Source organism: Arthrobacter sp. GCM10027362, assembly GCF_042679445.1.
Classification (GTDB): domain Bacteria; phylum Actinomycetota; class Actinomycetes; order Actinomycetales; family Micrococcaceae; genus Crystallibacter.
The window spans coordinates 1-22,817 of record NZ_JBHTML010000051.1 but is presented as its reverse complement, the minus strand read 5'-3'; the positions used below and the strand labels follow the sequence as shown (position 1 = coordinate 22,817).

The window sequence follows — 22,817 nt, the reverse complement described above, 5'->3', positions numbered from 1 at the left end:
CAGCTTGCTGCCGCCAAGTCCGAGGCCGAGGCAGGCAAGGGCGAAGCCGGCGCCGAGGCCCGGACCGAGACCGGCAGGACCGAAGCCGGTACCGAGGCCGGCCAGGAGCGCCGCGGCGAGCGCCGGGAACGCAACCGCAACCGCCCCGAGCGTGAATCGGCGCGCGAAGGCGGCCGTGATTCCGGCCGCGAAGGTGCCCGGGAAACGGCCGAGCGCAGCCACGACGACGGCGAGGAAGGCGGCCGCGGCCGCCGCAACCGCCGTGACAGGGATCGCAGCCGTGGCCGGGACAACGAGTCCGGCACCCGCTTCCGGGACCGCAACGACCGCCGCGGCCGCCGCAGCCAGGGCCCCGATGTGGACGAGACCGAAATTACCGACGACGACGTGCTGCTGCCGGTGGCAGGCATTCTGGATGTGCTGGACAACTACGCGTTCGTGCGCACCTCCGGCTACCTGCCCGGGCCCAACGACGTCTACGTCTCGCTGGCGCAGGTCAAGAAGTACAACCTGCGCAAGGGCGATGCCGTGGTCGGCGCCATCCGCGCCCCGCGTGACGGCGAAAACCCCGGCCACAACAGCCGCCAGAAGTTCAACGCCCTGGTCCGCCTGACCTCGGTCAACGGCAGGCCTGCGGAGGACAACAGGGACCGCGTCGAATTCAACAAGCTGGTCCCGCTGTACCCGTCCCAGCGGCTGCGCCTGGAAACCGAGCCGAAGAAGATCGGCCCCCGGGTCATCGACCTGGTCGCCCCGATCGGCAAGGGCCAGCGCGGCCTGATCGTGTCGCCGCCGAAGGCGGGCAAGACGCTGATCCTGCAGTCGATCGCCAACGCCATTACCATCAACAACCCCGAGGTCCACCTCATGATGGTGCTGGTCGACGAGCGTCCGGAAGAAGTTACGGACATGCAGCGCACGGTCAAGGGCGAGGTCATTGCCTCCACCTTCGACCGCCCGGCCGACGACCACACCACCGTGGCCGAGCTCGCCATCGAACGGGCCAAGCGCCTGGTCGAAATGGGTATGGACGTGGTCGTGCTGCTGGACTCGATGACCCGCCTGGGCCGTGCCTACAACCTGGCCGCCCCGGCTTCGGGCCGCATCCTCTCCGGCGGCGTGGACTCCTCCGCGCTGTACCCGCCCAAGCGCTTCTTCGGCGCCGCCCGCAACATCGAAAACGGGGGGTCGCTGACCATCCTGGCCACGGCGCTGGTCGAGACCGGCTCGAAGATGGACGAAGTGATCTTCGAGGAGTTCAAGGGCACCGGCAACATGGAACTGCGGCTGTCGCGCCAGCTGGCGGACAAGCGCATCTTCCCTGCCGTGGACGTCAACGCGTCCGGCACCCGGCGTGAGGAGAACCTGCTCTCGCCCGAAGAGGTCAAGATCATGTGGAAACTGCGCCGGGTGCTTTCGGGCCTCGACACGCAGCAGGCGCTGGAGCTGCTCACCGGCAAGATCCGGGAAACCCAGTCCAACGTCGAGTTCCTGATGCAGGTCCAGAAGACGACACTGGGCTCCAAGTCCGACGACGACAAGTAGCTGGGTTTAGCCGTCCGCATTTTCCGGTCCCCGCCCCTTTGCCGGGCGGCGCCGGGAAATTGCGGGCGGCTGCCTGCTTTTAATGCGCCTGTGCGGAAGCTGCGGGCAGCCAGGGGCTGCCCCGGCACGTCGCGCGGCGTGCGGGGCGTCGTCGTTATCTAGACTTAATAAAGAGTCGAAAGAGGGTTGGGAAATGTTTGAGTCCGTGCAGGGCTTGTTGGACGAGCATGCGCTGCTGCAGCAGCAGCTGAGCGATCCGGCGGTGTACGCGGATCAGTCGCTGGCGCGGAAGCTGGGGCGGCGCTCGGCACAGTTGAACGGCATCGTGGAGGCGCACAAGCGCTGGTCGCAGCTGAGCGACGATCTGGAGGCCGCCCGCGAAATGGCGGACGAGGATCCGGAGTTCGCGGCGGAGGTGCCGAAGCTGGAGGAGGAGCTGGCGGCCGCGCAGGAGAAGCTGCGCCGGTTGCTGGTCCCGCGCGATCCTGATGATGCCCGCAATGTGATCATCGAGGTCAAGGGCGGCGAAGGCGGTGACGAGGCCGCGTTGTTCGCCGGCGACCTGCTGCGGATGTACACCCGCTATGCCGAGTCCAAGGGCTGGAAGACCGAGATCATTTCCGCCACCGAGTCGGACCTGGGCGGCTACAAGGACGTGCAGGTGGCGATCAAGGGCAATTCGAACGATCCGGCCGAGGGCGTCTACGCGCACCTGAAGTTCGAAGGCGGCGTGCACCGGGTGCAACGGGTGCCGGTCACCGAATCCCAGGGCCGCATCCACACTTCGGCCGCCGGAGTCTTGGTCTTCCCGGAGGTGGACGAGCCGGAGGAGATCGAGATCAACCAGAATGACCTGAAGATCGATGTCTACCGGTCCTCGGGTCCGGGCGGGCAGTCGGTGAACACCACCGACTCCGCAGTGCGCATTACCCACCTGCCCACCGGCATCGTGGTGGCCATGCAGAACGAAAAATCCCAGCTGCAGAACCGCGAGGCCGCCATGCGCGTGCTGCGTTCGCGCCTGCTGGCCCACCAGCAGGAGCAGATCGACGCCGAAAACGCGGACCTGCGCAAGTCGCAGGTGCGCACCATGGACCGCTCCGAGCGCATCCGCACCTACAACTACCCGGAGAACCGGATCGCCGACCACCGGACCGGCTACAAGGCCTACAACCTGGACGCCGTGATGAACGGGGACCTGGAACCGGTGATCCAGTCCGCGATCGAAATGGACGAACAGCACCGGCTGGACGCGCTCGGCGAAGACAAATAATCGGCGCAGCCGAAAAACGGCAGGGAAAACAGTCGAGGAAGCAGGCAGGGAAATGGAGAGCCAGGATCTTGCCGGCGCGCTGAAGGCTGCGGCGGCGGTGCTTGCCCGGGCCGGTGTGCCGAGCCCGCAGGTCGACGCCGAACTGCTGGCCGCGCACCTGCTCGGTGAAGGCGTGGGCCGGGTGCGGGCAATGGCCTTGGCCGGGGTCCCGGTGCCGGCGGCCTTGGCACCATTCGAGCAGCTCGTGGCCGAACGCGCCCGGCGGGTGCCGCTGCAGCACATCACGGGCCGGGCGCACTTCCGCCACCTCGAGCTTGAGGTGGGCCCGGGGGTGTTCGTGCCCCGGCCGGAGACCGAGACAGTGGTCCAGCACGCCATCGACCACGCCCGCGGACTGGCCGCACCCAGGATGGCGGACCTGGGCACCGGCTCGGGTGCCATTGCCGCCGCGTTGGCCACCGAGGTGCCCGGTTCCCGGGTCTACGCCGTCGAGCTGAGCGAACTGGCCCACGCCTGGGCCGAACGCAACCTCGCCCCGCTCGGGGTCGAACTGGTCCTCGGGGACCTGCGCACGGCCCTGGCCGAGCATGACGGGACGTTTGACGTCGTCGTCTCCAACCCTCCCTACATTCCCGCCGAAGCCGTCCCGCGCGAACCCGAGGTGGCCGAGCATGATCCGCAGATGGCCCTTTACGGCGGGGGAGCGGACGGCATGGAGCTGCCGGCAGCCGCGGCGGAAGCGGCGGCGCGGCTGCTCAAACCGGGAGGGTACTTCATCATGGAACACGCCGAAGTGCAGTCCGGCGCGGTGGCCCGGCTGCTTGAAAAATCGGGCCGGTGGCGGGACATCGCCACCGTCCTGGACCTGACCGGACGCGAGCGCGCCACCTCGGCGCTGCTGCGCCGGGAAAGGTCCTGCCAGCAAGAATGAAAGAATGAGCCTGTGACCACCACCTTCAACTGCACCGACGAGATCGAGCGAAGCGAGGGAATCGCCGCTGCGCAAACGGCAATCGCCGCCCGGCAGTGCGTTGTCATGCCTACTGACACCGTCTACGGCATTGCCGCGGACGCCTTCTCCCCGCAGGCGGTTGCCACCCTGCTGGCGGCCAAGGGGCGGGGCCGGAGCATGCCGCCGCCGGTGCTGATTCCGCGGCCGCAGACCATGGACGGCCTCGCCGCCGGGATCAGCGCCGAGGCCCGCGCCCTGGCCGATACGTTCTGGCCCGGCGGACTGACGCTGATCTTCCATGCCCAACCGTCGCTGACGTGGGACCTGGGCGATACCAAGGGCACCGTGGCCGTCCGGATGCCCGACGACGAGCTGGCCCTGGAGCTGCTCGCACTGACCGGCCCGCTGGCCGTGTCGTCGGCGAACCGCACCGGGCAGCCTGCCGCGCGAACCGCAGCCGAGGCACAGGCACAGCTGGCCGAATCTGTGGAGGTCTATCTGGAGGACGGCCCGCGCCCGGTGGAGGGCCGGGATGAGCCCGGCGACGGCAACGCGCAGGGCGTGCCGTCCACCATCGTGGACTGCACCAGCATGCCGTTCCGGGTGGTGCGCCAGGGAACCATCAGCCTGGACGCGCTGCGGGAGGTGGTCCCGGACATCCTGGGCATGGGGGAAGAAGCCGGGGCGGAGACCGGACCGGCGGCTGCACCGGCAACCGAAGTGGCGGACGGGGACCAATGACATTCCGGAACAGGCCCGACCTGCCCAGGACGGCAAGCAGCGACCGCACCATGTGGCTGTGGTCCCAGGTCCTGCTGGACGCCTTCGCCTGGATCGTGGCCATTTCGCTGGCCATGATCCTGCGTTACGAGGTCACCTTCGATCCTGCGAAGCTGCCGGGCGTGATGGTGATCTGCGCACTGGCCATTGCCGCCCAAGTGGCCGTCGGGTCGGGGCTGGCACTCTACCGGGGCCGGTACAGTTTCGGCAGCTTCCACGAAGCGAAGCTGTTGGTGATCGTCACCGTCTCGGTTTCGGTGATCTTGACCGTGGCCCTGCTCTTCTTCGGCATCCCGATGGGCATTGCCCGCGGCGTGGGGCTGATCGCCTTCCCGTTTGCCTGCCTGTTCATGGCGGCGATCCGCTACCTGAAGCGGATGTACGTGGAGAGCAAGGCCAAGCCCGGCGACACGGCGGAGCGGACGCTGATCTACGGTGCCGGCTTTGTCGGCAAGTCCATCGTGACCCGGATGAGCAACGACCGGCTTTCCCCATGGCTGCCGGTGGGCCTGATCGACGACGACCCGGCCAAGAAGCATCTGCGCATCTCCAGCGTGCCGGTGCTGGGCACGGTGGAGGACCTGCCCGAAGTGGTCCGCCGCACCGGGGCCACGGTGCTGCTGATCGCCATCGCGAATGTGGACGCCAAGCACGTGCGGCGCATCTCCGACACGGTGGCCGGGCTGAACATGAAGGTGCTGGTGGTCCCGCCGCTGAAGAAGATGCTCACCGCGGGGGCGAACTTCTCCTTCCGTGAGCTGGCCATCGAGGACCTGATCGGCCGCCAGCCGGTGGACATCCATGTGGAGGAGATCGCCCACTACGTCACCGGCAAGCGCGTGCTGGTCACCGGCGCCGGAGGCTCCATCGGCTCCGAGCTGTGCCGGCAGATCCACGAATTCGCCCCGAGCGAGCTGATCATGCTGGACCGGGACGAGAGCGGCCTGCAGGCCACCCAGATCTCCATCACCGGACAGGGGCTGCTCTCCGGCCAGGACACGGTCCTGGTCGACATCCGCGACCCCGAGGCGGTATCGGACATTTTCCGGAACCGCCGCCCCGAGGTGGTCTTCCACGCCGCGGCGCTGAAGCACGTTTCGCTACTGGAGCAGTACCCGGAGGAGGCCTGGAAAACCAATGTCCTGGGCAGCCTCAACGTGCTCAATGCCGCCCGCGAGGTGGGGGTGCAGACCTTCGTGAACATCTCCACGGACAAGGCGGCCAACCCCACCACGGTGCTGGGCCACTCCAAGCGCGTGGCGGAAAAGCTCACCGCCTGGGTGGCCGGCCAGACGGGGCGCAAATACGTCTCCGTGCGGTTCGGCAACGTCCTGGGCAGCCGCGGCTCGGTGCTGCCGCTGTTTACCGAGCAGATCCGCAAGGGCGGCCCGGTCACCGTCACGGACGCCGAAGCCACCCGGTTCTTCATGACCATTCCCGAAGCCTGCCAGCTGGTCATTCAGGCCGGGGCGATCGGCCGCGGCGGGGAAGTGCTGATTCTGGACATGGGCGAGCCGGTGCGCATCCTGGACGTGGCCCAGCGCATGATCGAACTGTCGGGCAAGGACATCGACATCGTCTTCACCGGCCTGCGGCAGGGGGAGAAGCTGCACGAGGACCTGATTGGCGAAGGCGAGGATGACTCGCGGCCGCTGCATCCGAAGATCTCGCATGCCTCCATCGATCCGCTCGACCCGGCGGACATGAGCCTGGCCGACTGGAAGGAGCGCCAGCACCTGCCCGGCGCGGCCCGGCAGCCGGAACTGTCCGAGCCAACCACGGCGCCTACCGAATTGCTGCCGCGGACGACGTACCCGGAAGTGCTGCAGTGAACTTCGCGCTCCTGGCCGTGGCCGCAGCCTTCCTGTTGAGCCTGCTGCTGCCGTTCGGCCTGAAGCCGCTGCTGGTCCGCCTCGGGGTCCTGGACGTGCCGAACGAGCGCTCCTCGCACACCGTCGTCACCGTCCGCGGGATGGGCCTTACCGTGGCCGCCGGCCTGCTGGCCGGGCTGTTGCTGGCCCTGCCGGCAGTGGACACGGAGGACCGGCCGCTGCTTGGCACGGTGGCGGCCGTTGCCGGCGCGGCCGCGCTGCTGGGCTGGACCGAAGACTACCGCGGGATTTCGATCAGGGTCCGTGCCCTGCTGCAGGTCGTCGTCGGGGCCGGCGGTACCGTGCTGGCCGTCTACCTGACCGAATCCTCCTGGTGGTGGGTCCCGGTGGGGGCGCTGGCCGTTGCCGGCTACATCAATGCGGCCAATTTCATGGACGGCATCAACGGCATCTCCGGGTTGCACGGACTGGGCACCGGCCTGCTCTTCGCCGCCGCAGGGGCGCTGGCGGAGGAGCGCTGGCTGGTGCTGGCCGGGCTGGTGGTGGCGGTCTCCTTCGCTGCGTTCCTGCCGTGGAACCTGGGGCGGGACAATGTCTTCCTGGGTGACGTCGGCAGCTACCTGCTCGGTGCGAGCCTGGCGGTGCTCGGCGTCGCCGGTTTCCTCGCCGGGGTCCCGGCCGAATCCCTGCTGGGGCCGGTGACCATCTACCTGGCGGACACCGCGGCAACCTTGCTGCGCCGGGTCAGGGCAGGGGAGCAGTGGTACGTCCCGCACCGGCAGCACGTCTACCAGCGCCTGACGGACACCGGCTTCAGCCACCTGCAGTCCGCGGCCTTTGTCACCGGCTGTTCGGTGCTCACCGGCTTATGCGGCTTCCTGGCGGCACAAAGCGAGCTGGCAGGGAAGCTGGCTGCGCTGCTGGGCTGCGCCGCCGTCGTCGTTTTCTACCTGCGTTCGCCCGCCATCTTCGGCAAACACCGGACCCAACCGGCCGACGCCGGGTAACGGCGCCATCCAAGCGGCACCCGGGCCGGCGGCGTCGCGCAGCGAGTTCTATGTCGTGTAGAATTTTGCTGGCCGCAACCGGCGGCCGCTGCACCGTGCCCACCGGACACCGTGCACTGCGCCCAGACCCCGAACGGACCGCCATGCATGCCTCCCGCCCGCGCCGCGGTGCAGCCGCTCCGGCAGTGGCGGCTTCGGGGCCTACCCGGTCGCCGTGGCTGAAGATCCTGGCCAACTGTTCGCTTGCCACCGGCGCCTGCTCGCTGGCGGCGATGCTGGCGGCTTTTTTCGTGGCCGGAACCGCGGGAGCGGCCAGTGCCCTGCTGGGCGCGGCCTTGGTCATGGTGTTCTTCGGCATCAGCCTGCTGATCGGCCATTATGTCGGCCGGCGCAACCCGTCCGGGGCCATCGGCGCGTTCATCGCCACCTACATCATCAAGGTCGTGGGTTTCGGCGCGGCATTGTTCATCCTCGGGGCCCCGGTGTGGCTGGACCGGACCTGGTTCTTCGTGGCGGCTGTGGCGGGCGTCGTCGTCTGGCAGGCCGCCGAGGTCTACGCATTTTCCCGCATCAGGCACCAGATCTATGCGGACCCGGCCGACGGCAGCTGAGCGGAGGACGGGCAGGATGGGTGGCAGTAATCGCGAGAAGGCCCCGGGGCAGGGCGGCGAGCCCGGCTACACGGGCGGAAACACCGTTTTGACCTATGTCCTTGGCGGGATCATAGCCTGGGGTTTGATAGGCTGGGGAGTGGACAGTTTGTTCTCTACCCGCTGGCTATGGATTGTCGGCGCCATTCTCGGTGCCGGCGGCGGCTACTATCTGGCCCGCCAGCATAAGCTCACCCGCCGCCGAGGGCGCAACCGTGAGCGCGGCCCGGGGAACAACACGTAATGCCTGACAACTTCATACGGTGGCCTGCCGCAACGGCACTCCACCCCGAACGCCCACTTATGGACACTGCAGAGAGGAAACGCGTTGATCGCGCTTGCGCTTCCGGCGGCCGCTAATGAAGGTGGCTTCGTCCCACCGACCCTCGAAGATATGCACCTGCCCGCGGTCATCCCGTGGGGTGCCCCGGAGGGCTTTGGCAAGCAGATGCTGCTCATCGTCGTCTCCGTCCTGCTGATCACCTGGTTCTTCGTCGCCGCGTCCCGGAAGCGCCAGCTGGTGCCGGGCAAGCTGCAGTACCTGGGCGAGATGAGCTACAACTTCGTCCGCAACTCGGTGGGCAAGGACATCATCGGCGAACGCGACTTCAAGCCGTACGTGCCGCTGCTGTTCTGCCTCTTCTTCTTCATCCTGGTGAACAACCTCTTCGGGTCCATTCCGCTGCTGCAGCTGCCGACCCCGTCGCACGTGGGCACCGCCTACGCGCTGGCAGCCATGGTCTATATCACGTGGATTGTGCTGGGTATCAAGAAGCACGGCATCGGCTACTTCAAGCTTGCAGTGGTTCCGTCGGGAGTGCCGAAGGCGATCCTGCCGCTGGTCGTTGTCATTGAAATCATCTCGACCTTCCTGGTCCGCCCCGTCACGCACAGCCTCCGTCTGTTCGCCACCATGCTGGCCGGCCACCTGATCATCATGCTCGCTGCCGCGGGCTCCGAGTTCCTGCTGATCCAGGGGGAGGGCCTGATCAAGCCCCTGGGCGTGCTGACCCTTGCCGGCGGCGTGGGCATGTACATGTTCGAAATCCTGATCCAGGTCCTGCAGGCCTACGTGTTCACCCTGCTGACCGCGATCTACATCCAGGGCTCCCTGGCGGAGTCCCACTAAGTTTCCCCACCGGGGAGAACCCCGAACCAAACAACCTGCCCAATGGGCATCTTGAAAGGAAAATAATGGAAGGCAATCTCAACCTCGTCGGTTACGGTCTCTCCGCCATCGGCGGTGCCATCGGTGTGGGCCTGGTCTTCGCCGCCTACATCAACGGTGTTGCCCGTCAGCCCGAGGCCCAGCGTGTGCTGCAGCCCATCGCCTTCTTGGGCCTGGCCCTGACCGAAGCTCTTGCCATCCTCGGTCTGGTGTTCGCGTTCGTCCTCTAGGCAGCTGCTTGGAGAAGCGAGCTCAATCCAAACCGAGTAGATAGGACGGGTGAGATATGAATCAGACAGTAATCCTCGCCGCCGAGGCGGGTGCCAACCCGCTGATCCCTAACGTCTGGGAAATCCTTGTCACGCTGCTTGGCTTTGCCGTACTGATGTTCATCGTCGTCAAGTTCGTCGTTCCGGCGTTCGAGAAGACGTATGCGGAGCGTACCGAGGCCATCGAGGGCGGCATCGCCAAGGCCGAGGCCGCGCAGGCCGAGGCCAGCGCCGCCCTGGACGAATACAAGCAGCAGCTGCTGGACGCGCGCACCGAGGCCAACCGCATCCGCGAGGAAGCCCGCGCCGAAGGTGCCCAGATCCTGGCGGAGCTCAAGGAAAAGGCCGCGGCCGAATCCGCCCGCATCAGGGAGCAGGCCGAGGTGCAGATCGCAGCAGAGCGGCAGGCTGCCGTGACTTCGCTGCGCAACGAAGTGGGCACGCTGGCCACCGAACTGGCCGGCAGGATCGTCGGCGAGGCGCTCAACGACGATGCCCGTGCGGCCCGCGTCGTTGACCGGTTCCTGGCGGATCTCGAATCCCAGAGTGCAGGTGCTGCTAAGTAATGGCAGGTGTATCGAGCGAGTCACTGAAAGCGGCACAGCAGGCGCTGGAAGCTAAGCTTCCCACGGCCCCGCTGTCCCTGGCAGAGGAACTCTTTGGAATTCTGGGCCTGCTGGACAGCAATGCCGGCCTGCGCCGCGCCCTGACCGACCCGGCCCGCGAAGGCAGCGACAAGGCTGCGCTGATTGGCAAGCTGCTGGGCCCCACGGTTTCGACCGATGCCAAGGCCATTGCCGAAGGCCTGGCAGCCTCGCGCTGGCGCCAGCCGCGCGATCTCGGCGATGCGCTGGAGACCCTCGCGGCGACCGTGGCTATCGGCGTTGCCGAGAGCAAGGGTGTTGACGGACTCGAAGGTCTGGAGCGGGACCTGTTCGCGTTCATCCGGGTTGTGGCTGCAGACCATGCGCTGCAGCGCGCCCTGGTGGACCCGCAGGCCCCGGTCGAGGCCAAAACGGCACTGGCTCTCCGGCTTGTACCGAATGCCGGCCCCGAAGCGCAGGTGCTGATCCGCCAGGCGGTGTCCGCCCCGCGCGGGCATAAGCCGGCGGACCTCGTGGAGCGTTTCGTGGAACTGGTGGCCAAGCGCCAGCAGCGTTGGATCGCCAACGTCAGCGTCACCCGTCCGCTGACGCAGGAGCAGATCAAGCGCCTGCAGGCCGGGCTCAACGCCCTGTACGGGCGCGAGCTCAGGATCAACGTCAACGTTGACCCCTCACTGGTCGGCGGCGTGCGGGTCCAGGTGGGCGACGAGGTCGTGGATGCGTCCGTGATCGCCCGCCTGACCGAACTCCGCCGGAAGCTGGCGGGCTAGCCCTGCTGTCCCGTACGGGACGCAGCTGGTGCCGTAAGCCTTACAACAGACTGAAACACACACAGGTCATCGCAGGTGCGATGATCGCAATATAGGAGAGCAGGGACTGCAGATGGCCGAATTGACCATCAACGCCGACGACGTCCGTAATGCGTTGAACGAGTTCGCGGCGTCCTACGAACCCGGCAACGCCGAGCGCGTTGAAGTTGGCCGCGTAACCACCGCCAGCGACGGCATTGCCCGTGTCGAGGGCCTTCCCTCGGCCATGGCAAACGAGCTGCTGCGTTTCGAAAACGGCATTCTGGGCCTGGCCCAGAACCTGGACACCCGCGAGATCGGCGTCGTCATCCTCGGTGACTTCACCGGCATCGAAGAGGGCATGGAAGTCCACCGCACGGGCGAGATTCTGTCCGTGCCGGTCGGCGACGCCTTCCTTGGCCGCGTGGTGGACCCGCTGGGCCAGCCGATTGACGACCTGGGTCCGATCGAGTCCGAGACCCGCCGCGCCCTGGAGCTGCAGGCTCCGGGCGTGACCCAGCGCAAGTCGGTGCACGAGCCGCTGCAGACCGGCCTCAAGGCCATCGACGCGATGATCCCGATCGGCCGCGGCCAGCGCCAGCTGATCATCGGCGACCGCCAGACCGGCAAGACCGCCATCGCCGTGGACACCATCATCAACCAGAAGGCCAACTGGGAGTCCGGCGACGTCAACAAGCAGGTGCGCTGCATCTACGTCGCCATCGGCCAGAAGGCGTCCACCGTCGCTGCCGTGCGGCAGACGCTGGAGGACAAGGGCGCGTTGGAGTACACCACCATCGTGGCCTCCCCGGCCTCGGACCCGGCCGGCTTCAAGTACCTGGCACCGTACGCGGGCTCGGCCATCGGCCAGCACTGGATGTACGGCGGCAAGCACGTTCTGATCGTCTTCGATGACCTGTCCAAGCAGGCCGAGGCCTACCGTGCCGTGTCCCTGCTGCTGCGCCGTCCGCCGGGACGCGAAGCCTACCCGGGCGACGTGTTCTACCTGCACTCCCGCCTGCTCGAGCGCTGTGCCAAGCTCTCCGATGACCTGGGCGCCGGTTCGATGACCGGCCTGCCGATCATCGAGACCAAGGCCAACGACGTCTCGGCCTACATCCCGACCAACGTCATCTCGATCACCGACGGCCAGATCTTCCTGCAGTCTGACCTGTTCAACGCCAACCAGCGTCCGGCCGTGGACGTGGGCATCTCCGTGTCCCGCGTGGGCGGCGCCGCCCAGGTCAAGTCCATGAAGAAGGTCTCCGGCACGTTGAAGCTGGAACTGGCCCAGTACCGCGATATGCAGGCCTTCGCCATGTTCGCCTCGGACCTGGACGCCGCATCCCGCCAGCAGCTGAACCGCGGTGCCCGCCTGACCGAGCTGCTCAAGCAGGGGCAGTACTCGCCGTACCCGGTCGAGGACCAGGTCGTGTCCATCTGGGCCGGCACCAACGGCTACTTGGACGATGTCCCGGTCGAGGACGTGCGCCGCTTCGAACAGGGTTTCCTGGAGCACCTGCGCCACCGGACCGCGGTCCTGACCACCCTGGCCCAGACCAACGTGCTTGAGGACTCCACGGTGGATGAGCTGAAGGCCCAGATTGCGGACTTCAAGCAGGGCTTCTTCGGCGAGGGGGACAGCCACCTGGTTGCCGCCGGCCGCGAAGAATATGATCCGCTGGCCGAGGAAGCGGTCGACCAGGAACAGATCGTCCGGCAGAAGCGCTAATTCGTTTTCGCTGGCGGGGCGGACGCCGCCTGGCACGGCCGGGCCGGCGCCGCCCCGCCAGCGGGGATTACGAAAGGAAAAGTATGGGAGCCCAGATCCGGGTCTACCGCCAGAAGATCGCGTCGACGACGGCGATGCGCAAGATCTTCAAGGCGATGGAACTGATCGCTGCCTCGCGCATTGGAAAGGCGCGCAGCCGGGTGGCTGCGTCGCAGCCTTACGCCAATGCGATCACCCGCGCCGTTTCTGCTGTGGCCTCGCAGTCTGAGATCGACCACCCGCTGACCACCGAGCCGGAGCAGATCCGGCGCGCGGCAGTCCTGGTCATGACCTCCGACCGCGGCCTTGCAGGATCGTACTCCGCCTCCGTGCTCAAGCAGGCCCAGTCACTGACTGAACTGCTGCGCGGGGAGGGCAAGGAAGTCCGCCACTACCTGGTCGGACGCAAGGCCCAGGCGTATTTCGACTTCCGCAACCTTCCGTACCAGCGGGTGTGGACCGGTGGTACGGATGCGCCGGCGTTCGAAACAGCCCGCGAAATCGGCGTTGCTGTCCTCGACGACTTCAACACCGCTTACGAAGACGGTGGCGTAGACGAAATCCACGTGGTCTACACCCGGTTCAAGTCCATGGTCACCCAGGAGCCGGCGGTCATCCGCCTGCTGCCGCTGGAGGTCGTGGAGGCGGAAGTGGCCAACGAGTCGGAGCTGCTGCCGCTGTACGAATACGAGCCCGAACCCGCCCAGGTGCTGGACGCACTGTTGCCGCGCTACATCGAGTCCCGCATCTTTGCTGCTCTGCTGCAGGCCGCGGCCAGCGAACTGGCCGCCCGCCAGCGCGCCATGAAATCCGCCGGCGACAACGCGAACGAGCTCATCAAGAAGTACACCAGGCTGCGCAACAACGCCCGCCAGGCCGAGATCACGCAGGAGCTGACCGAGATTGTGGGCGGCGCCGACGCTCTGGCCGCGTCCTGACCACCGCAGCCGAAGCGCCAGCATTGCTGCACACCTGAAATTATCCCCACGCCATCTAACTGAGTGAAGTGAGAGAGATGACTGCCCAAACCATCGAGCGCGGACCCGGTTCCGCTGCCTCGGGCGCCACCGGCCGTATCGCCCGGGTAATCGGCCCGGTTGTCGACGTCGAATTCCCGGCGGACGCCATTCCCGAGATGTACAACGCATTGACCGCCGAGATTACCCTCAACGGCGAGACCCGCACCATCACCTTCGAGACCTCCCAGCACCTGGGCGACGACCTGGTCCGCGCCATCTCGCTGCAGGCCACCGATGGCCTGGTCCGCGGCGCCACCGTGGTGGACACCGGCGCCCCGATCTCCGTCCCCGTGGGCGACGGTGTCAAGGGCCACATCTTCAACGTCCTGGGCAAGCCGCTGGACGTCGAGGAGTCGGCCCTGCAGGTGAACGAGCGCTGGCCGATCCACCGCAAGGCTCCGAGCTTCGCCGACCTCGAGGGCTCCACCGAGATGCTCGAGACCGGCATCAAGGTCATCGACCTGCTCACCCCGTACATCAAGGGCGGCAAGATCGGCCTGTTCGGCGGCGCCGGCGTGGGCAAGACCGTGCTGATCCAGGAAATGATCACCCGTGTGGCCCGCAACTTCGGCGGCACCTCGGTCTTCGCCGGCGTGGGCGAGCGTACCCGCGAGGGCAACGACCTCTGGGTGGAAATGGAGGAGGCCGGGGTGCTCAAGGACACCGCCCTGGTGTTCGGCCAGATGGACGAGCCGCCGGGAACGCGCCTGCGCGTGGCCCTGTCCGCGCTGACCATGGCGGAGTACTTCCGCGATGTGCAGAACCAGGACGTGCTGCTGTTCATCGACAACATCTTCCGCTTCACGCAGGCCGGTTCCGAGGTCTCCACGCTGCTGGGCCGCATGCCTTCGGCCGTGGGGTACCAGCCGAACCTGGCCGACGAGATGGGCCTGCTGCAGGAGCGCATTACCTCCACCAAGGGCCACTCCATCACCTCGATGCAGGCCATCTACGTGCCGGCCGACGACTACACTGACCCGGCACCGGCCACCACGTTCGCCCACCTGGACGCGACCACGGAACTCTCCCGTGAAATTGCCTCGCGCGGCCTGTACCCGGCCGTGGACCCGCTGACCTCCACGTCGCGGATCCTCGACCCGCAGTACATCGGCAACGACCACTACAACACCGCGGTGCGCGTGAAGCAGATCCTGCAGAAGAACAAGGAACTGCAGGACATCATCGCCATCCTCGGTGTGGACGAACTCTCCGAAGAGGACAAGATCGTCGTGGCCCGCGCCCGCCGCATCCAGCAGTTCCTGTCCCAGAACACCTACACCGCCAAGCAGTTCACCGGTGTCGAGGGTTCGACCGTTTCCATCAAGGACACCGTCGAGGGCTTCAGGGCCATCTGCGACGGCGAACTGGACCACATCGCGGAACAGGCGTTCTTCAACGTCGGCGGCCTCGACGACGTCGAGCGGAACTGGGCCAAGATCCAGGAACAGACCGGGAAGTAAGGCCAGTGGCTGACAATTCTGCTGAACTGGATGTTGAAGTTGTCGCGGCGGACCACTTCGTGTGGTCCGGCCCGGCCAACATGGTGAGGGCGCGCACGAGCGACGGCGAGATCGGGATCCTGCCGGGGCACACTCCGGTGCTGGCCATCCTGGCGGCCGGGGAACTGGCGATCGAGCCGGTTTCCGGCCAGCGCATCACCATCTCCGTCGACGGCGGTTTCTTCTCCGTTGACCGCAACCGGGTTGTGATCGTGGCCGACAACGCCACCGTGGGCAGCCCGGCAACGGCAGGCATCCGCTAGCCTCGCCGGGTGAACGAGCTCGGTTTCCCGGTCACGGCACTGGCGGCGGTCCTGCTGCTGCTCCTGCTGTCCTTGGTTGCCTTCGGGGTGCGCCGCTACCAATTGCGGCGCACCCTGGGCACGTTCGACGCCTCGCTCCGGCATGCCTCCGGCAGGTGGGAGATGGGGATCGGCCGCTACGCGGACAAGCATCTGGAATGGCTGCGCCTGTTCTCGCTCAGCCCCCGCCCACGGCGGAGGTACCTGCGCAGTTCCCTGGAACTGAACGGCTGGCGGCAGCCGACGGACCTTGAGCGTTCGAACGTCCAGCCGGGCGCGGTGGTTGCCATGCTCAGCTACGAGGGCCAGGAACTGCTGCTGGCCGTGAACTTCGAAGTCTATGCCGGCCTCTCCGCCTGGCTCGAGGCAGGGCCGGTGATCGGAATCGGAACCTGGCGCTGAGTCATTAGGAGCCGGCCGGTTCCGGCACTGCCGCGCGGCCCCCGCAACGGGGAGCCGCGCTTTGCGCTTAACCGGCCTCCCGCGCTCCGGTAGTGGAAGCACCCCAATCTCAAGGATGGACACTATGGAAGACGTCATTCTCGTCACCGGACCCTGCACGCTGTCCGGGCAGGTCGAGGTTACCGGGGCCAAGAACAGCGTGCTGAAGCTGATGGCGGCGGTCCTGCTCGCCGAGGGCCGGTCCTCCATTACCAACGTGCCCAACATCCAGGATGTCTGGATCATGGCCGAGCTGCTGCGCCGGCTCGGCTGCGCGGTGGACTATGACGTCGACGCGGCCACCGTGCATATCGATGTGCCGGCGGTTCCCGGCCACCAGGCCGACTACGATCTGGTCCGGGCCATGCGGGCCTCGATTTCGGTGCTCGGACCGCTGGTGGCTCGCTGCCGCCAGGCCGAAGTTGCCCTGCCCGGCGGAGATGCCATCGGGTCCCGCGGGCTGGACATGCACCGCTCGGGCCTTGAGTTGATGGGCGCGGCCATCAGCATCGACCACGGCTACCTGGTGGCGCGGGCCCCGGAGGGGCTGAAGGCAGCGCACCACCAGCTGCCGTTCCCCTCCGTCGGGGCGACCGAGAACCTGATGATGGCTGCGACCCTGGCCGACGGAACCACCATTATCGACAATGCGGCCCGCGAGCCGGAAATCGCGGACATCGCCGGGCTCCTGGCAGCCATGGGGGCCAGGATCGAGGGCGTCGGCACGTCCACGCTGGTGGTCCACGGGGTCGGGTCGCTTCGGCCGGTCGTGCACCGTACCGTCCCCGACCGGATCGCCGCGGGGACCTGGGCCTTTGCGGCGGCGATCACCGGGGGCACCGTGGACGTCTGCCATACGGACCCCGGGCATCTGGCGGTGGTGCTGGACAAGCTGACCCAGGCCGGCTGCCGGATCGACCTCCGCAAGGACGGCTTCGTCGTCGCCGGGCCCGAACGCCCGCTGCCGATCAATGTCTCCACGCTGCCGTATCCGGGCTTCCCCACGGACCTGCAGCCGTTCGTGGTGGCGCTGAACGCGGTGGCCGAAGGCAACGGGATGGTGACCGAGAATGTCTTCGAGGCCCGCTGGGGCTTCACCTCCGAACTGGGCCGGCTGGGGGCGGTGGTGCGGCTGGACGGCCATCATGCGCTGATCAAGGGTGTTCCGCGGCTCTCGGCTGCTCCGGTGGAAGCCCACGACATCCGGGCGGGGGCGGCGCTGGTCATTGCCGGCCTGGTGGCGGACGGGATCACCGAGGTCCGGGGCGTCGGGCATATTGACCGTGGCTACGAGCGGTTTGACGAACAGCTGCGCAGGCTCGGCGCCACGGTGGAACGCGTACAGGCCTGAGCGTTTAACGGAACTGGCCCCGCAGGCGTGCCTGCGGGGCCAGTTCCGTGTTGGTCCTGCGGCGGTGCAGGACCAACGTCTGTCCCGGAGGACTAGATGACGGTGACGCCGGTGGCCTGCGGGCCCTTGGCGCCCTGTCCAATCTCGAAGCTCACGCGCTGGTTCTCATCCAGGGTACGGAAGCCGTTGGTCTGGATCTCGGAGTAGTGGACGAAGACATCGCCCTCGGAGTCGTCCGGGGTGATGAAGCCGAAGCCCTTTTCAGCGTTGAACCACTTGACGGTCCCCTGTGCCATTTGTTTCTCCTCATAAATGGTACTTTTCACAGACCGGCACACTTCGTACCGATCCGGTTACTCCGCGGAAGCCACCTGCATTTTCCGGCCATTTGGCGGAGCTGAGGAGCTTCACACTCGCAACAACGTCCTGCGAGCATGAATTACACATCTACACAAAGACTGCGTTTATCATCACACACGCCCGGGGGGAGGTCAACGAATCCGCACCCCCGAAATGCATTGTTAAGAAACTACTTCCATCAAGTTGATTTAATCTTGAGCGGCAGCATCCGTGCTGGTCAGGCCGGGGGCGCAGGCAGCCATTCGCCCTGGCGGAGAACCGCCACCAGCTCCAGGCCCGCGGTGGCCACCAGCACGTCCGCGCTGTAGCCCGGATGCAGGCTGCCCACCTCGTCCACCAGCCCCAGGATAGCGGCCGGGACGGTGGTTGCGGCGGTGACGGCGTCGGTCAGCGGCACCCCCGCAGCGACGGTGCCGCGGAGCACGTCCAGCAACGTCGCGGTGCCGGCCGCCAGCGATCCGCCCAGGGTGGCGACGCCGCCTGCCACCGAGACCTTGCTGCCGCCGAGCGTATACGTCCCGTCCCCGCAGCCGGTGGCCGCACAGGAATCGGAAACCAGCGCCACGTTCTCCGGACCCACCAACTCGAACACCGTCAGGACCATCTGCGGATCCAGATGCACGCCGTCGGCGATCAGCTCCACGGCAGCCTGGCCCGACCTGGCCGCCCGGAGGCACGCTGCCACGGGACCGGGGGAGCGGTGGTGCGGCGGCGGCATGGCGTTGAACAGATGCGTGACCGTGGGACGGCTGCTGTAGCCGTCGAAGCCCACCGGGGCCATGCCTTCAGCGGCATGTGCCAGCGATGCCGCCGCCGTGGCGTCGTCGCAGTCGGTGTGGCCCAGGGACGGGGTGATGCCGTGGGAGGTGAGCAGGTCCACCAGCTCGTCCGCCCCGGCCAGTTCCGGGGCATAGGTCATGGAACGCAGGTGCCCCTGGCTGGCCTCGACCAGTTCCTCCACCAGTCCGGGGTCGGGCGCCGCAAGGTGCCCGGGGTCGTGGCTGCCGCGGTAGGTCGCGGAGAGGAAGGGACCTTCCGCATGGATCCCCGCGATCAGGCCCTCCTGGGCCAGTGCGGCCAGCCGGTCCATGGCCTCGACCAAGTCTTGGCGCGGCGCGCTGACCGTGCTGGCCAGCAGGGTGGTGGTGCCGCTGCGGTGCAGGTAGTCGATGGCCGTACGGGCGGCCTCGGCGCTGCCGCAGGTGAAGTCCGCGCCGTAGGCGCCATGGCAGTGCGTGTCGATCAGGCCGGGCAGCAGGACCGAACCCGTCGGCACCTCGTGCTCCCTCCAGCCGGGGCTGTTGAAGCCGGCGGCCGGGCCGGTGTAGGCGATGCGGTCCCCGGCGAACGCCACGATCCCGTCCTCGATGAGGCTGCCGCCGGTGATGATGCGTCCGCGGATGAACCCGCCGGGCTGCTCGCTGGCACTCATAGTCAGATTCTACGGGCCCGCGCCCTGGGCCGTCCCGGGCGCGGAACGGCAGCGGGAGGCAGTCAGAACAGCCGGGCGTCGACGTCATCCACGCCGCGCATGGCGTCGTAGTCCAGGGTCAGGCATTCGATCCCCCGATCGGTAGCCAGCACCCGGGCCTGCGGCTTGATCTGCTGGGCCGCGAACACACCTCGCACCGGGGCCAGCAGGGGATCGCGGTTGAGCAGTTCCAGGTAGCGGGTCAGCTGTTCGACGCCGTCGATGTCGCCGCGGCGCTTGAGCTCGACGGCGACGGTGCGGCCTTCGGCGTCCCGGGCCAGGATGTCCACCGGGCCGATGGCGGTCATGTACTCGCGCCGGATCAGGGTGTAGCCCTCGCCGAGGGTGTGGATCTGTTCGGCCAGCAGGCGCTGCAGATCCGCCTCCACCCCGTCCTTGACCAGACCGGGATCCATGCCCAGGTCGTGGCTGAGTTCGTGGAGGTGCTCATGGATGCTGATCACCAGCCGGTCATCGCTCTTGGCATGCTGGACGTTCCAGACCTCCGCCACGCCGGCTTCGTTTGCCGCCTCGTCCGGCTCCGTGACGTGCAGGGTGGCCGGCGGGCTCATCCAGTTCAGCGGCTTGTAGGATCCGCCGTCGGAATGGATCAGGACGGAGCCGTCGGCCTTGACCATGAGGAGCCGGGTGGCCAGGGGCAGGTGGGCGCGGAGGCGGCCGATGTAGTCGACCGAGCAGCGGGCAATAACAAGTCGCACGGTAGCCCAGTCTATCCGCCGAGGGTCCCGCCGCGGGCGAAGCGAGCGGTGGGAGGCGGGTAGGCGCTATCCGCCGAGGGTCCCGCCGCGGGCGAAGCGAGCGGTGGGAGGCGGGTAGGCGCTATCCGCCGAGGGTCCCGCCGCGGGGGAAGCCAGCGGTGGGAGGCGGGTAGGCGCTATCCGCCGAGGGTCCCGCCGCGGGCGAAGCGAGTGGTGGGAGGAAGACAGGCGCCGGCGGCAGGGGTCCCGGGCCGGCCCGGTTTGGCAGCTCGCGCCGCCGCTGGGCAGAATTGACCTATGCCCCGATCCAACCGCCCCCGCCGCCGCAACGGCACCGGTGGCAAAGCGACGGGGAACAAGTGGGCGCGGACGGCGGAACAGGGGCCGGAATTGGACCGCGCGCGCTTCGGCCTGGCGGAGCGCCAAAGCGCCCCCGACGGGGAATGGAACATCCGGCGGATATCGCCGGCCCGGGCGGCCAAGGACTACACCTGCCCCGGCTGTTCGCTGGTGATCAGGCCCGGCGTGGAGCACCTGGTTGCCTGGCGCGAGGACTCGCTGTTCGGCGCCGACGCCGCGCTGGCCGAACGCCGGCACTGGCACCAGCACTGCTGGAACACCCGAAGCTACCGCTACCGCGCCTGATCCTGCGCCGCGGCAGCGCCTCATAGCGTGGGGCGCGAGGAGCCTGCTAGGTGAGCGGCCAGGGGTCCCCGTGCGACGAGCGTGCGGGGTGGCCGTGAACGGGCGCAGCCGACATCGAGCGGGATGCGAGGGTCCCGCCGTGGCGCGCCGGCAACACTGCGGGCGCATGCCAATCGGGGAGCCCCGATCTCAGTTCTTGTCCTGCCGGGCGATAAACACTTCCTTCAGCAGCAGCATGACAGCCGCCGCCGCGGGGATGGCCATCAGCGCCCCCAGCACCCCCATCAGCGAACCGCCAGCGATTACCGCTATCACCGCCACCGCGCCGGGGACGGCCACGGCCCGCTGCATGATGCGCGGAGACACGAAATAGGCCTCGATCTGGAGGTAGGCGAAGTACATCACTGCGAACAGGACCGCTGTCTGCCATCCGACGGTGAGCGCGATGAGGGACACCAGGATGCCGGCGAGCATGCCGCCCACCAGCGGGATGAAGGCGAGCAGGGCCACCACGAAGGTCAGCAGCGCCGTGAACGGAACCTGGGCGATGGTCATCGCGGTGAAGGCAACCGTGGCGTTGATCAGGGCCACGCATGCCTGGCCGATCACGTAGCCGCCCACGCTGTCGGTGATCTCCTCGGCCAGCATCTGCACCCGGTGGCGCCGTGACCGCGGCGCCAGGCGGTAGGCCCAGACCTTCAACGCCGGCAGGGATGCCAGGAAATACAAGGTCAGGACGAGCACGATCAGCGCCCCGAAGGCGCCGTTGGCCACGGCCGTACCGACGCCGAGCACGCCGCCGAAGATACCCGTGACGGCTTCGGAATTGGCCAGGAACTTCGCCACCTCTTCTTCCACCCTCGCCCGGACCTGGAACTGCCGGTCGACGGACTGGAAGAAGGCCGAATTGAGAAAATCGGTGGTGTAGCGCGGGATGTTGGCCACGATCTGCGTGGTCTGGGAGACGATGGTCGGAATGAGCACCGCGATGAACCCCGCCAGCAGCGCGGCGAGCACCAGCACGACGGCGATGACTCCTGCCGGGCGCGGCAGGCCTTTGCGTCCCAGCCAGCGCACGATCGGGTCCAGGCCGAGGGCGATGAAGAGCGCCGCGGCGATCCAGCCCAGCAGCTGGCCCACATTCGACAGGACGAAATACACCAGCAGGGCCAGGCCAACGCCCACGGTGCCCATGAAGCCAAAGTAGATCGGATGGCGCATGGCACCGCCGGCCTCCGGCCGGGCGCCGGGATCGGATTCCGGCCTCGGGGCGTACCCGTGGGATTCGGCCTCCGGCGGCATCTGGAAGCGCACCCGGGGCTGGGCGCGGGGGATCGAGGCGGCGATGCGTTCCAGCTTGCTGATGACGGCTTTTTTCCGTGCGGCTGTGGCCGGGCGGGCCGTCGTGCCGGCCTCCGCGGCGGCGTTCGGCAGGCCGCCGGCGTCGGGGCCTTCCTCATTCACGGTCACGGGGTCCTGCCTTGGATGCATCCGGAGGGGTGGCCTGGTTCTTCTCGGGTAAATTCCCGCTCTCTGCGACACAGTACCAGCAGCCGGCAGCCGGCGGCGGAGGCACGGCAGCTGAGCGCGGGAGCGGCCACCGGGCCGGTTTCGTTATCATAGGGTTACCAAGTCCGGCCGATGACGGCGGCAACCCGAGCATCTGGCTTTACAGCGTTTTAAGCCCAGAGCAATTACTGAAGCAACAACTGATAGGTATTTCCGTGCGACTGAAGATAGCTGTTGGCCTCATCGTGGCGGGCCTGCTGGCCGTGGTCGCGGGCATCGGCCTGAAGACCATCTGGGCCCCGCCGGAGACGGTGTCCGCAAGCTATACGGCCGGGGACCCGGCGCCGCTTACCGTGATCGAGCCCGAAGTCCTGGAGCTGAATCCGGAGCATGTGGACATTAAGGTCGAGGGCGACGGCGGGTTCCTGCTGGCCGTGGGCCGGGCCGACGACGTCAAGGCCTGGGTGGGCACGGCCGCGCACACGTCCATCACCGGGGAGGACCATGGTGTCCTGCAGGGCAGCCGCATCGACGGCACGGCGACGGTTCCGGATCCGGCCGGCTCCGACCTCTGGGTCAGCGAGGAAAGCGCCGAGTCCGAGATCGAGTACCGGTGGACCGATCCGGCGCCGGGGGAGTGGTCCATCCTGCTGGCGGCCGACGGCACCAAGCCCGCCCCCGCCAATGTCACCGTGAGCTGGCCTAACGACACCTCGACCCCGTGGGCCCTGGCCCTGATCATCATCGGCGCCCTCGCGGCCGTGCTCGGGCTGGCCATCGCCTTGGTCTCCGGCCGGCGCACCGCTCCGCCGGCTCCGCCGTCGGCGGGACGGCCCGGCGGTGGACGTCGTGTGGCCAGAT

General features: G+C 67.6%; 23 protein-coding genes and 1 pseudogene. 20 read left to right on the top strand and 4 right to left on the bottom strand.

Annotated elements, in window-relative coordinates:
- From rho to murA, 18 genes are all read left to right on the top strand, one after another.
- Positions 1–1,545 (top strand): transcription termination factor Rho (rho, locus tag ACFQ36_RS09870; RefSeq protein ID WP_377013115.1); only part of this gene is annotated, 1,545 nt, incomplete at its 5' end.
- Between the two features lie 193 nt (positions 1,546–1,738).
- Positions 1,739–2,818 carry a peptide chain release factor 1 gene (gene prfA, locus ACFQ36_RS09865; RefSeq protein ID WP_377013113.1) on the top strand — a complete coding sequence of 360 codons (1,080 nt, stop codon included), beginning with the start codon at positions 1,739–1,741 and terminating at the stop codon, positions 2,816–2,818.
- 52 nt (positions 2,819–2,870) lie between these two features.
- Positions 2,871–3,749, top strand: coding sequence for a peptide chain release factor N(5)-glutamine methyltransferase (prmC, locus tag ACFQ36_RS09860; protein ID WP_377013111.1), 879 nt, complete (start codon positions 2,871–2,873; stop codon positions 3,747–3,749).
- A gap of 12 nt (positions 3,750–3,761) precedes the next feature.
- Positions 3,762–4,511, top strand: coding sequence for an L-threonylcarbamoyladenylate synthase (locus tag ACFQ36_RS09855; protein ID WP_377013109.1), 750 nt, complete (start codon positions 3,762–3,764; stop codon positions 4,509–4,511).
- The gene (locus tag ACFQ36_RS09850; protein WP_377013107.1) at positions 4,508–6,382 is read left to right on the top strand and encodes a polysaccharide biosynthesis protein; all 1,875 of its coding nucleotides are present in this window, start codon (positions 4,508–4,510) and stop codon (positions 6,380–6,382) included. The genes ACFQ36_RS09855 and ACFQ36_RS09850 overlap by 4 nt, the downstream gene beginning before the upstream one ends.
- Positions 6,379–7,389 (top strand): UDP-phosphate glycosyltransferase, encoded by a 1,011-nt coding sequence (locus ACFQ36_RS09845; protein WP_377013105.1) that lies wholly within the window; start codon positions 6,379–6,381, stop codon positions 7,387–7,389. Before ACFQ36_RS09850 ends, ACFQ36_RS09845 begins: the two co-directional genes overlap by 4 nt.
- A 143-nt stretch (positions 7,390–7,532) precedes the next feature.
- A complete protein-coding gene (locus ACFQ36_RS09840) occupies positions 7,533–8,000 on the top strand; it encodes a hypothetical protein (RefSeq protein WP_377013103.1) in 468 nt (155 codons plus the stop codon).
- A 16-nt stretch (positions 8,001–8,016) separates the two neighbouring features.
- Positions 8,017–8,283: a hypothetical protein gene (locus ACFQ36_RS09835; RefSeq protein ID WP_377013101.1), complete on the top strand. Its 267-nt coding sequence runs from the start codon at positions 8,017–8,019 to the stop codon at positions 8,281–8,283.
- An 84-nt stretch (positions 8,284–8,367) separates the two neighbouring features.
- Positions 8,368–9,168, top strand: a complete 801-nt coding sequence (gene atpB / locus ACFQ36_RS09830; RefSeq protein ID WP_377013100.1) for a F0F1 ATP synthase subunit A — start codon at positions 8,368–8,370, stop codon at positions 9,166–9,168.
- A gap of 65 nt (positions 9,169–9,233) precedes the next feature.
- On the top strand, positions 9,234–9,437 hold the full coding sequence (gene atpE / locus ACFQ36_RS09825; protein WP_005268527.1) for an ATP synthase F0 subunit C: 204 nt from the start codon (positions 9,234–9,236) through the stop codon (positions 9,435–9,437).
- Positions 9,438–9,493: 56 nt separating this feature from the next.
- Positions 9,494–10,042, top strand: a complete 549-nt coding sequence (locus tag ACFQ36_RS09820) for a F0F1 ATP synthase subunit B (protein ID WP_377013098.1) — start codon at positions 9,494–9,496, stop codon at positions 10,040–10,042.
- Positions 10,042–10,851 (top strand): F0F1 ATP synthase subunit delta, encoded by an 810-nt coding sequence (locus tag ACFQ36_RS09815; protein WP_377013097.1) that lies wholly within the window; start codon positions 10,042–10,044, stop codon positions 10,849–10,851. The genes ACFQ36_RS09820 and ACFQ36_RS09815 overlap by 1 nt, the downstream gene beginning before the upstream one ends.
- Positions 10,852–10,963: 112 nt before the next feature.
- Positions 10,964–12,601: a F0F1 ATP synthase subunit alpha gene (atpA, locus tag ACFQ36_RS09810; protein WP_377013095.1), complete on the top strand. Its 1,638-nt coding sequence runs from the start codon at positions 10,964–10,966 to the stop codon at positions 12,599–12,601.
- An 83-nt stretch (positions 12,602–12,684) separates the two neighbouring features.
- Entirely contained in the window at positions 12,685–13,578 is an 894-nt protein-coding gene (locus ACFQ36_RS09805; RefSeq protein ID WP_377013093.1) for a F0F1 ATP synthase subunit gamma, read from the top strand.
- A 77-nt stretch (positions 13,579–13,655) separates the two neighbouring features.
- Positions 13,656–15,119, top strand: coding sequence for a F0F1 ATP synthase subunit beta (atpD, locus tag ACFQ36_RS09800; protein ID WP_377013091.1), 1,464 nt, complete (start codon positions 13,656–13,658; stop codon positions 15,117–15,119).
- Positions 15,120–15,124: 5 nt separating this feature from the next.
- Complete coding sequence (locus ACFQ36_RS09795; protein ID WP_377013089.1) at positions 15,125–15,421, top strand: F0F1 ATP synthase subunit epsilon; 297 nt, start codon at positions 15,125–15,127, stop codon at positions 15,419–15,421.
- Positions 15,422–15,430: 9 nt separating this feature from the next.
- Positions 15,431–15,862: a DUF2550 domain-containing protein gene (locus ACFQ36_RS09790; protein ID WP_377013087.1), complete on the top strand. Its 432-nt coding sequence runs from the start codon at positions 15,431–15,433 to the stop codon at positions 15,860–15,862.
- 124 nt (positions 15,863–15,986) lie between these two features.
- Complete coding sequence (murA, locus tag ACFQ36_RS09785) at positions 15,987–17,252, top strand: UDP-N-acetylglucosamine 1-carboxyvinyltransferase (RefSeq protein WP_377013085.1); 1,266 nt, start codon at positions 15,987–15,989, stop codon at positions 17,250–17,252.
- 92 nt (positions 17,253–17,344) lie between these two features.
- Here murA and ACFQ36_RS09780 read toward each other — a convergent pair whose 3' ends face one another.
- The 3 genes from ACFQ36_RS09780 to nucS all read right to left on the bottom strand — a co-directional run bounded on the left by ACFQ36_RS09780 (position 17,345) and on the right by nucS (position 19,802).
- The gene (locus ACFQ36_RS09780) at positions 17,345–17,548 is read right to left on the bottom strand and encodes a cold-shock protein (RefSeq protein WP_377013083.1); all 204 of its coding nucleotides are present in this window, start codon (positions 17,546–17,548) and stop codon (positions 17,345–17,347) included.
- 281 nt (positions 17,549–17,829) lie between these two features.
- Positions 17,830–19,044 (bottom strand): N-acetylglucosamine-6-phosphate deacetylase, encoded by a 1,215-nt coding sequence (locus tag ACFQ36_RS09775; RefSeq protein WP_377013081.1) that lies wholly within the window; start codon positions 19,042–19,044, stop codon positions 17,830–17,832.
- A gap of 62 nt (positions 19,045–19,106) precedes the next feature.
- The gene (gene nucS / locus ACFQ36_RS09770; RefSeq protein WP_377013080.1) at positions 19,107–19,802 is read right to left on the bottom strand and encodes an endonuclease NucS; all 696 of its coding nucleotides are present in this window, start codon (positions 19,800–19,802) and stop codon (positions 19,107–19,109) included.
- A gap of 297 nt (positions 19,803–20,099) precedes the next feature.
- Here nucS and ACFQ36_RS09765 point away from each other — a divergent pair, with 297 nt between their 5' ends.
- Positions 20,100–20,447 carry a hypothetical protein gene (locus ACFQ36_RS09765; protein WP_377013078.1) on the top strand — a complete coding sequence of 116 codons (348 nt, stop codon included), beginning with the start codon at positions 20,100–20,102 and terminating at the stop codon, positions 20,445–20,447.
- Between the two features lie 189 nt (positions 20,448–20,636).
- Here ACFQ36_RS09765 and ACFQ36_RS09760 read toward each other — a convergent pair whose 3' ends face one another.
- Positions 20,637–21,938 (bottom strand): AI-2E family transporter, encoded by a 1,302-nt coding sequence (locus tag ACFQ36_RS09760; protein WP_377013076.1) that lies wholly within the window; start codon positions 21,936–21,938, stop codon positions 20,637–20,639.
- 233 nt (positions 21,939–22,171) lie between these two features.
- Between ACFQ36_RS09760 and ACFQ36_RS09755 the strand changes: the two are divergent.
- Positions 22,172–22,817 (top strand): annotated as a pseudogene (locus ACFQ36_RS09755) (hypothetical protein); the annotation flags it as partial.

What these genes read in the sequence shown, in the direction of transcription:
- ACFQ36_RS09805 (WP_377013093.1), top strand. Translation starts at nt 12,685, where the DNA reads ATGGGAGCCCAGATCCGGGTCTACCGCCAGAAGATCGCGTCGACGACG.
- ACFQ36_RS09775 (WP_377013081.1), bottom strand. Translation starts at nt 19,044, where the DNA reads ATGAGTGCCAGCGAGCAGCCCGGCGGGTTCATCCGCGGACGCATCATC.
- murA (WP_377013085.1), top strand. Translation starts at nt 15,987, where the DNA reads ATGGAAGACGTCATTCTCGTCACCGGACCCTGCACGCTGTCCGGGCAG.
- ACFQ36_RS09850 (WP_377013107.1), top strand. Translation starts at nt 4,508, where the DNA reads ATGACATTCCGGAACAGGCCCGACCTGCCCAGGACGGCAAGCAGCGAC.
- ACFQ36_RS09820 (WP_377013098.1), top strand. Translation starts at nt 9,494, where the DNA reads ATGAATCAGACAGTAATCCTCGCCGCCGAGGCGGGTGCCAACCCGCTG.
- atpD (WP_377013091.1), top strand. Translation starts at nt 13,656, where the DNA reads ATGACTGCCCAAACCATCGAGCGCGGACCCGGTTCCGCTGCCTCGGGC.
- atpA (WP_377013095.1), top strand. Translation starts at nt 10,964, where the DNA reads ATGGCCGAATTGACCATCAACGCCGACGACGTCCGTAATGCGTTGAAC.
- prfA (WP_377013113.1), top strand. Translation starts at nt 1,739, where the DNA reads ATGTTTGAGTCCGTGCAGGGCTTGTTGGACGAGCATGCGCTGCTGCAG.
- ACFQ36_RS09815 (WP_377013097.1), top strand. Translation starts at nt 10,042, where the DNA reads ATGGCAGGTGTATCGAGCGAGTCACTGAAAGCGGCACAGCAGGCGCTG.
- ACFQ36_RS09765 (WP_377013078.1), top strand. Translation starts at nt 20,100, where the DNA reads ATGCCCCGATCCAACCGCCCCCGCCGCCGCAACGGCACCGGTGGCAAA.
- atpE (WP_005268527.1), top strand. Translation starts at nt 9,234, where the DNA reads ATGGAAGGCAATCTCAACCTCGTCGGTTACGGTCTCTCCGCCATCGGC.
- ACFQ36_RS09760 (WP_377013076.1), bottom strand. Translation starts at nt 21,938, where the DNA reads ATGCATCCAAGGCAGGACCCCGTGACCGTGAATGAGGAAGGCCCCGAC.
- ACFQ36_RS09840 (WP_377013103.1), top strand. Translation starts at nt 7,533, where the DNA reads ATGCATGCCTCCCGCCCGCGCCGCGGTGCAGCCGCTCCGGCAGTGGCG.
- ACFQ36_RS09780 (WP_377013083.1), bottom strand. Translation starts at nt 17,548, where the DNA reads ATGGCACAGGGGACCGTCAAGTGGTTCAACGCTGAAAAGGGCTTCGGC.
- ACFQ36_RS09835 (WP_377013101.1), top strand. Translation starts at nt 8,017, where the DNA reads ATGGGTGGCAGTAATCGCGAGAAGGCCCCGGGGCAGGGCGGCGAGCCC.
- prmC (WP_377013111.1), top strand. Translation starts at nt 2,871, where the DNA reads ATGGAGAGCCAGGATCTTGCCGGCGCGCTGAAGGCTGCGGCGGCGGTG.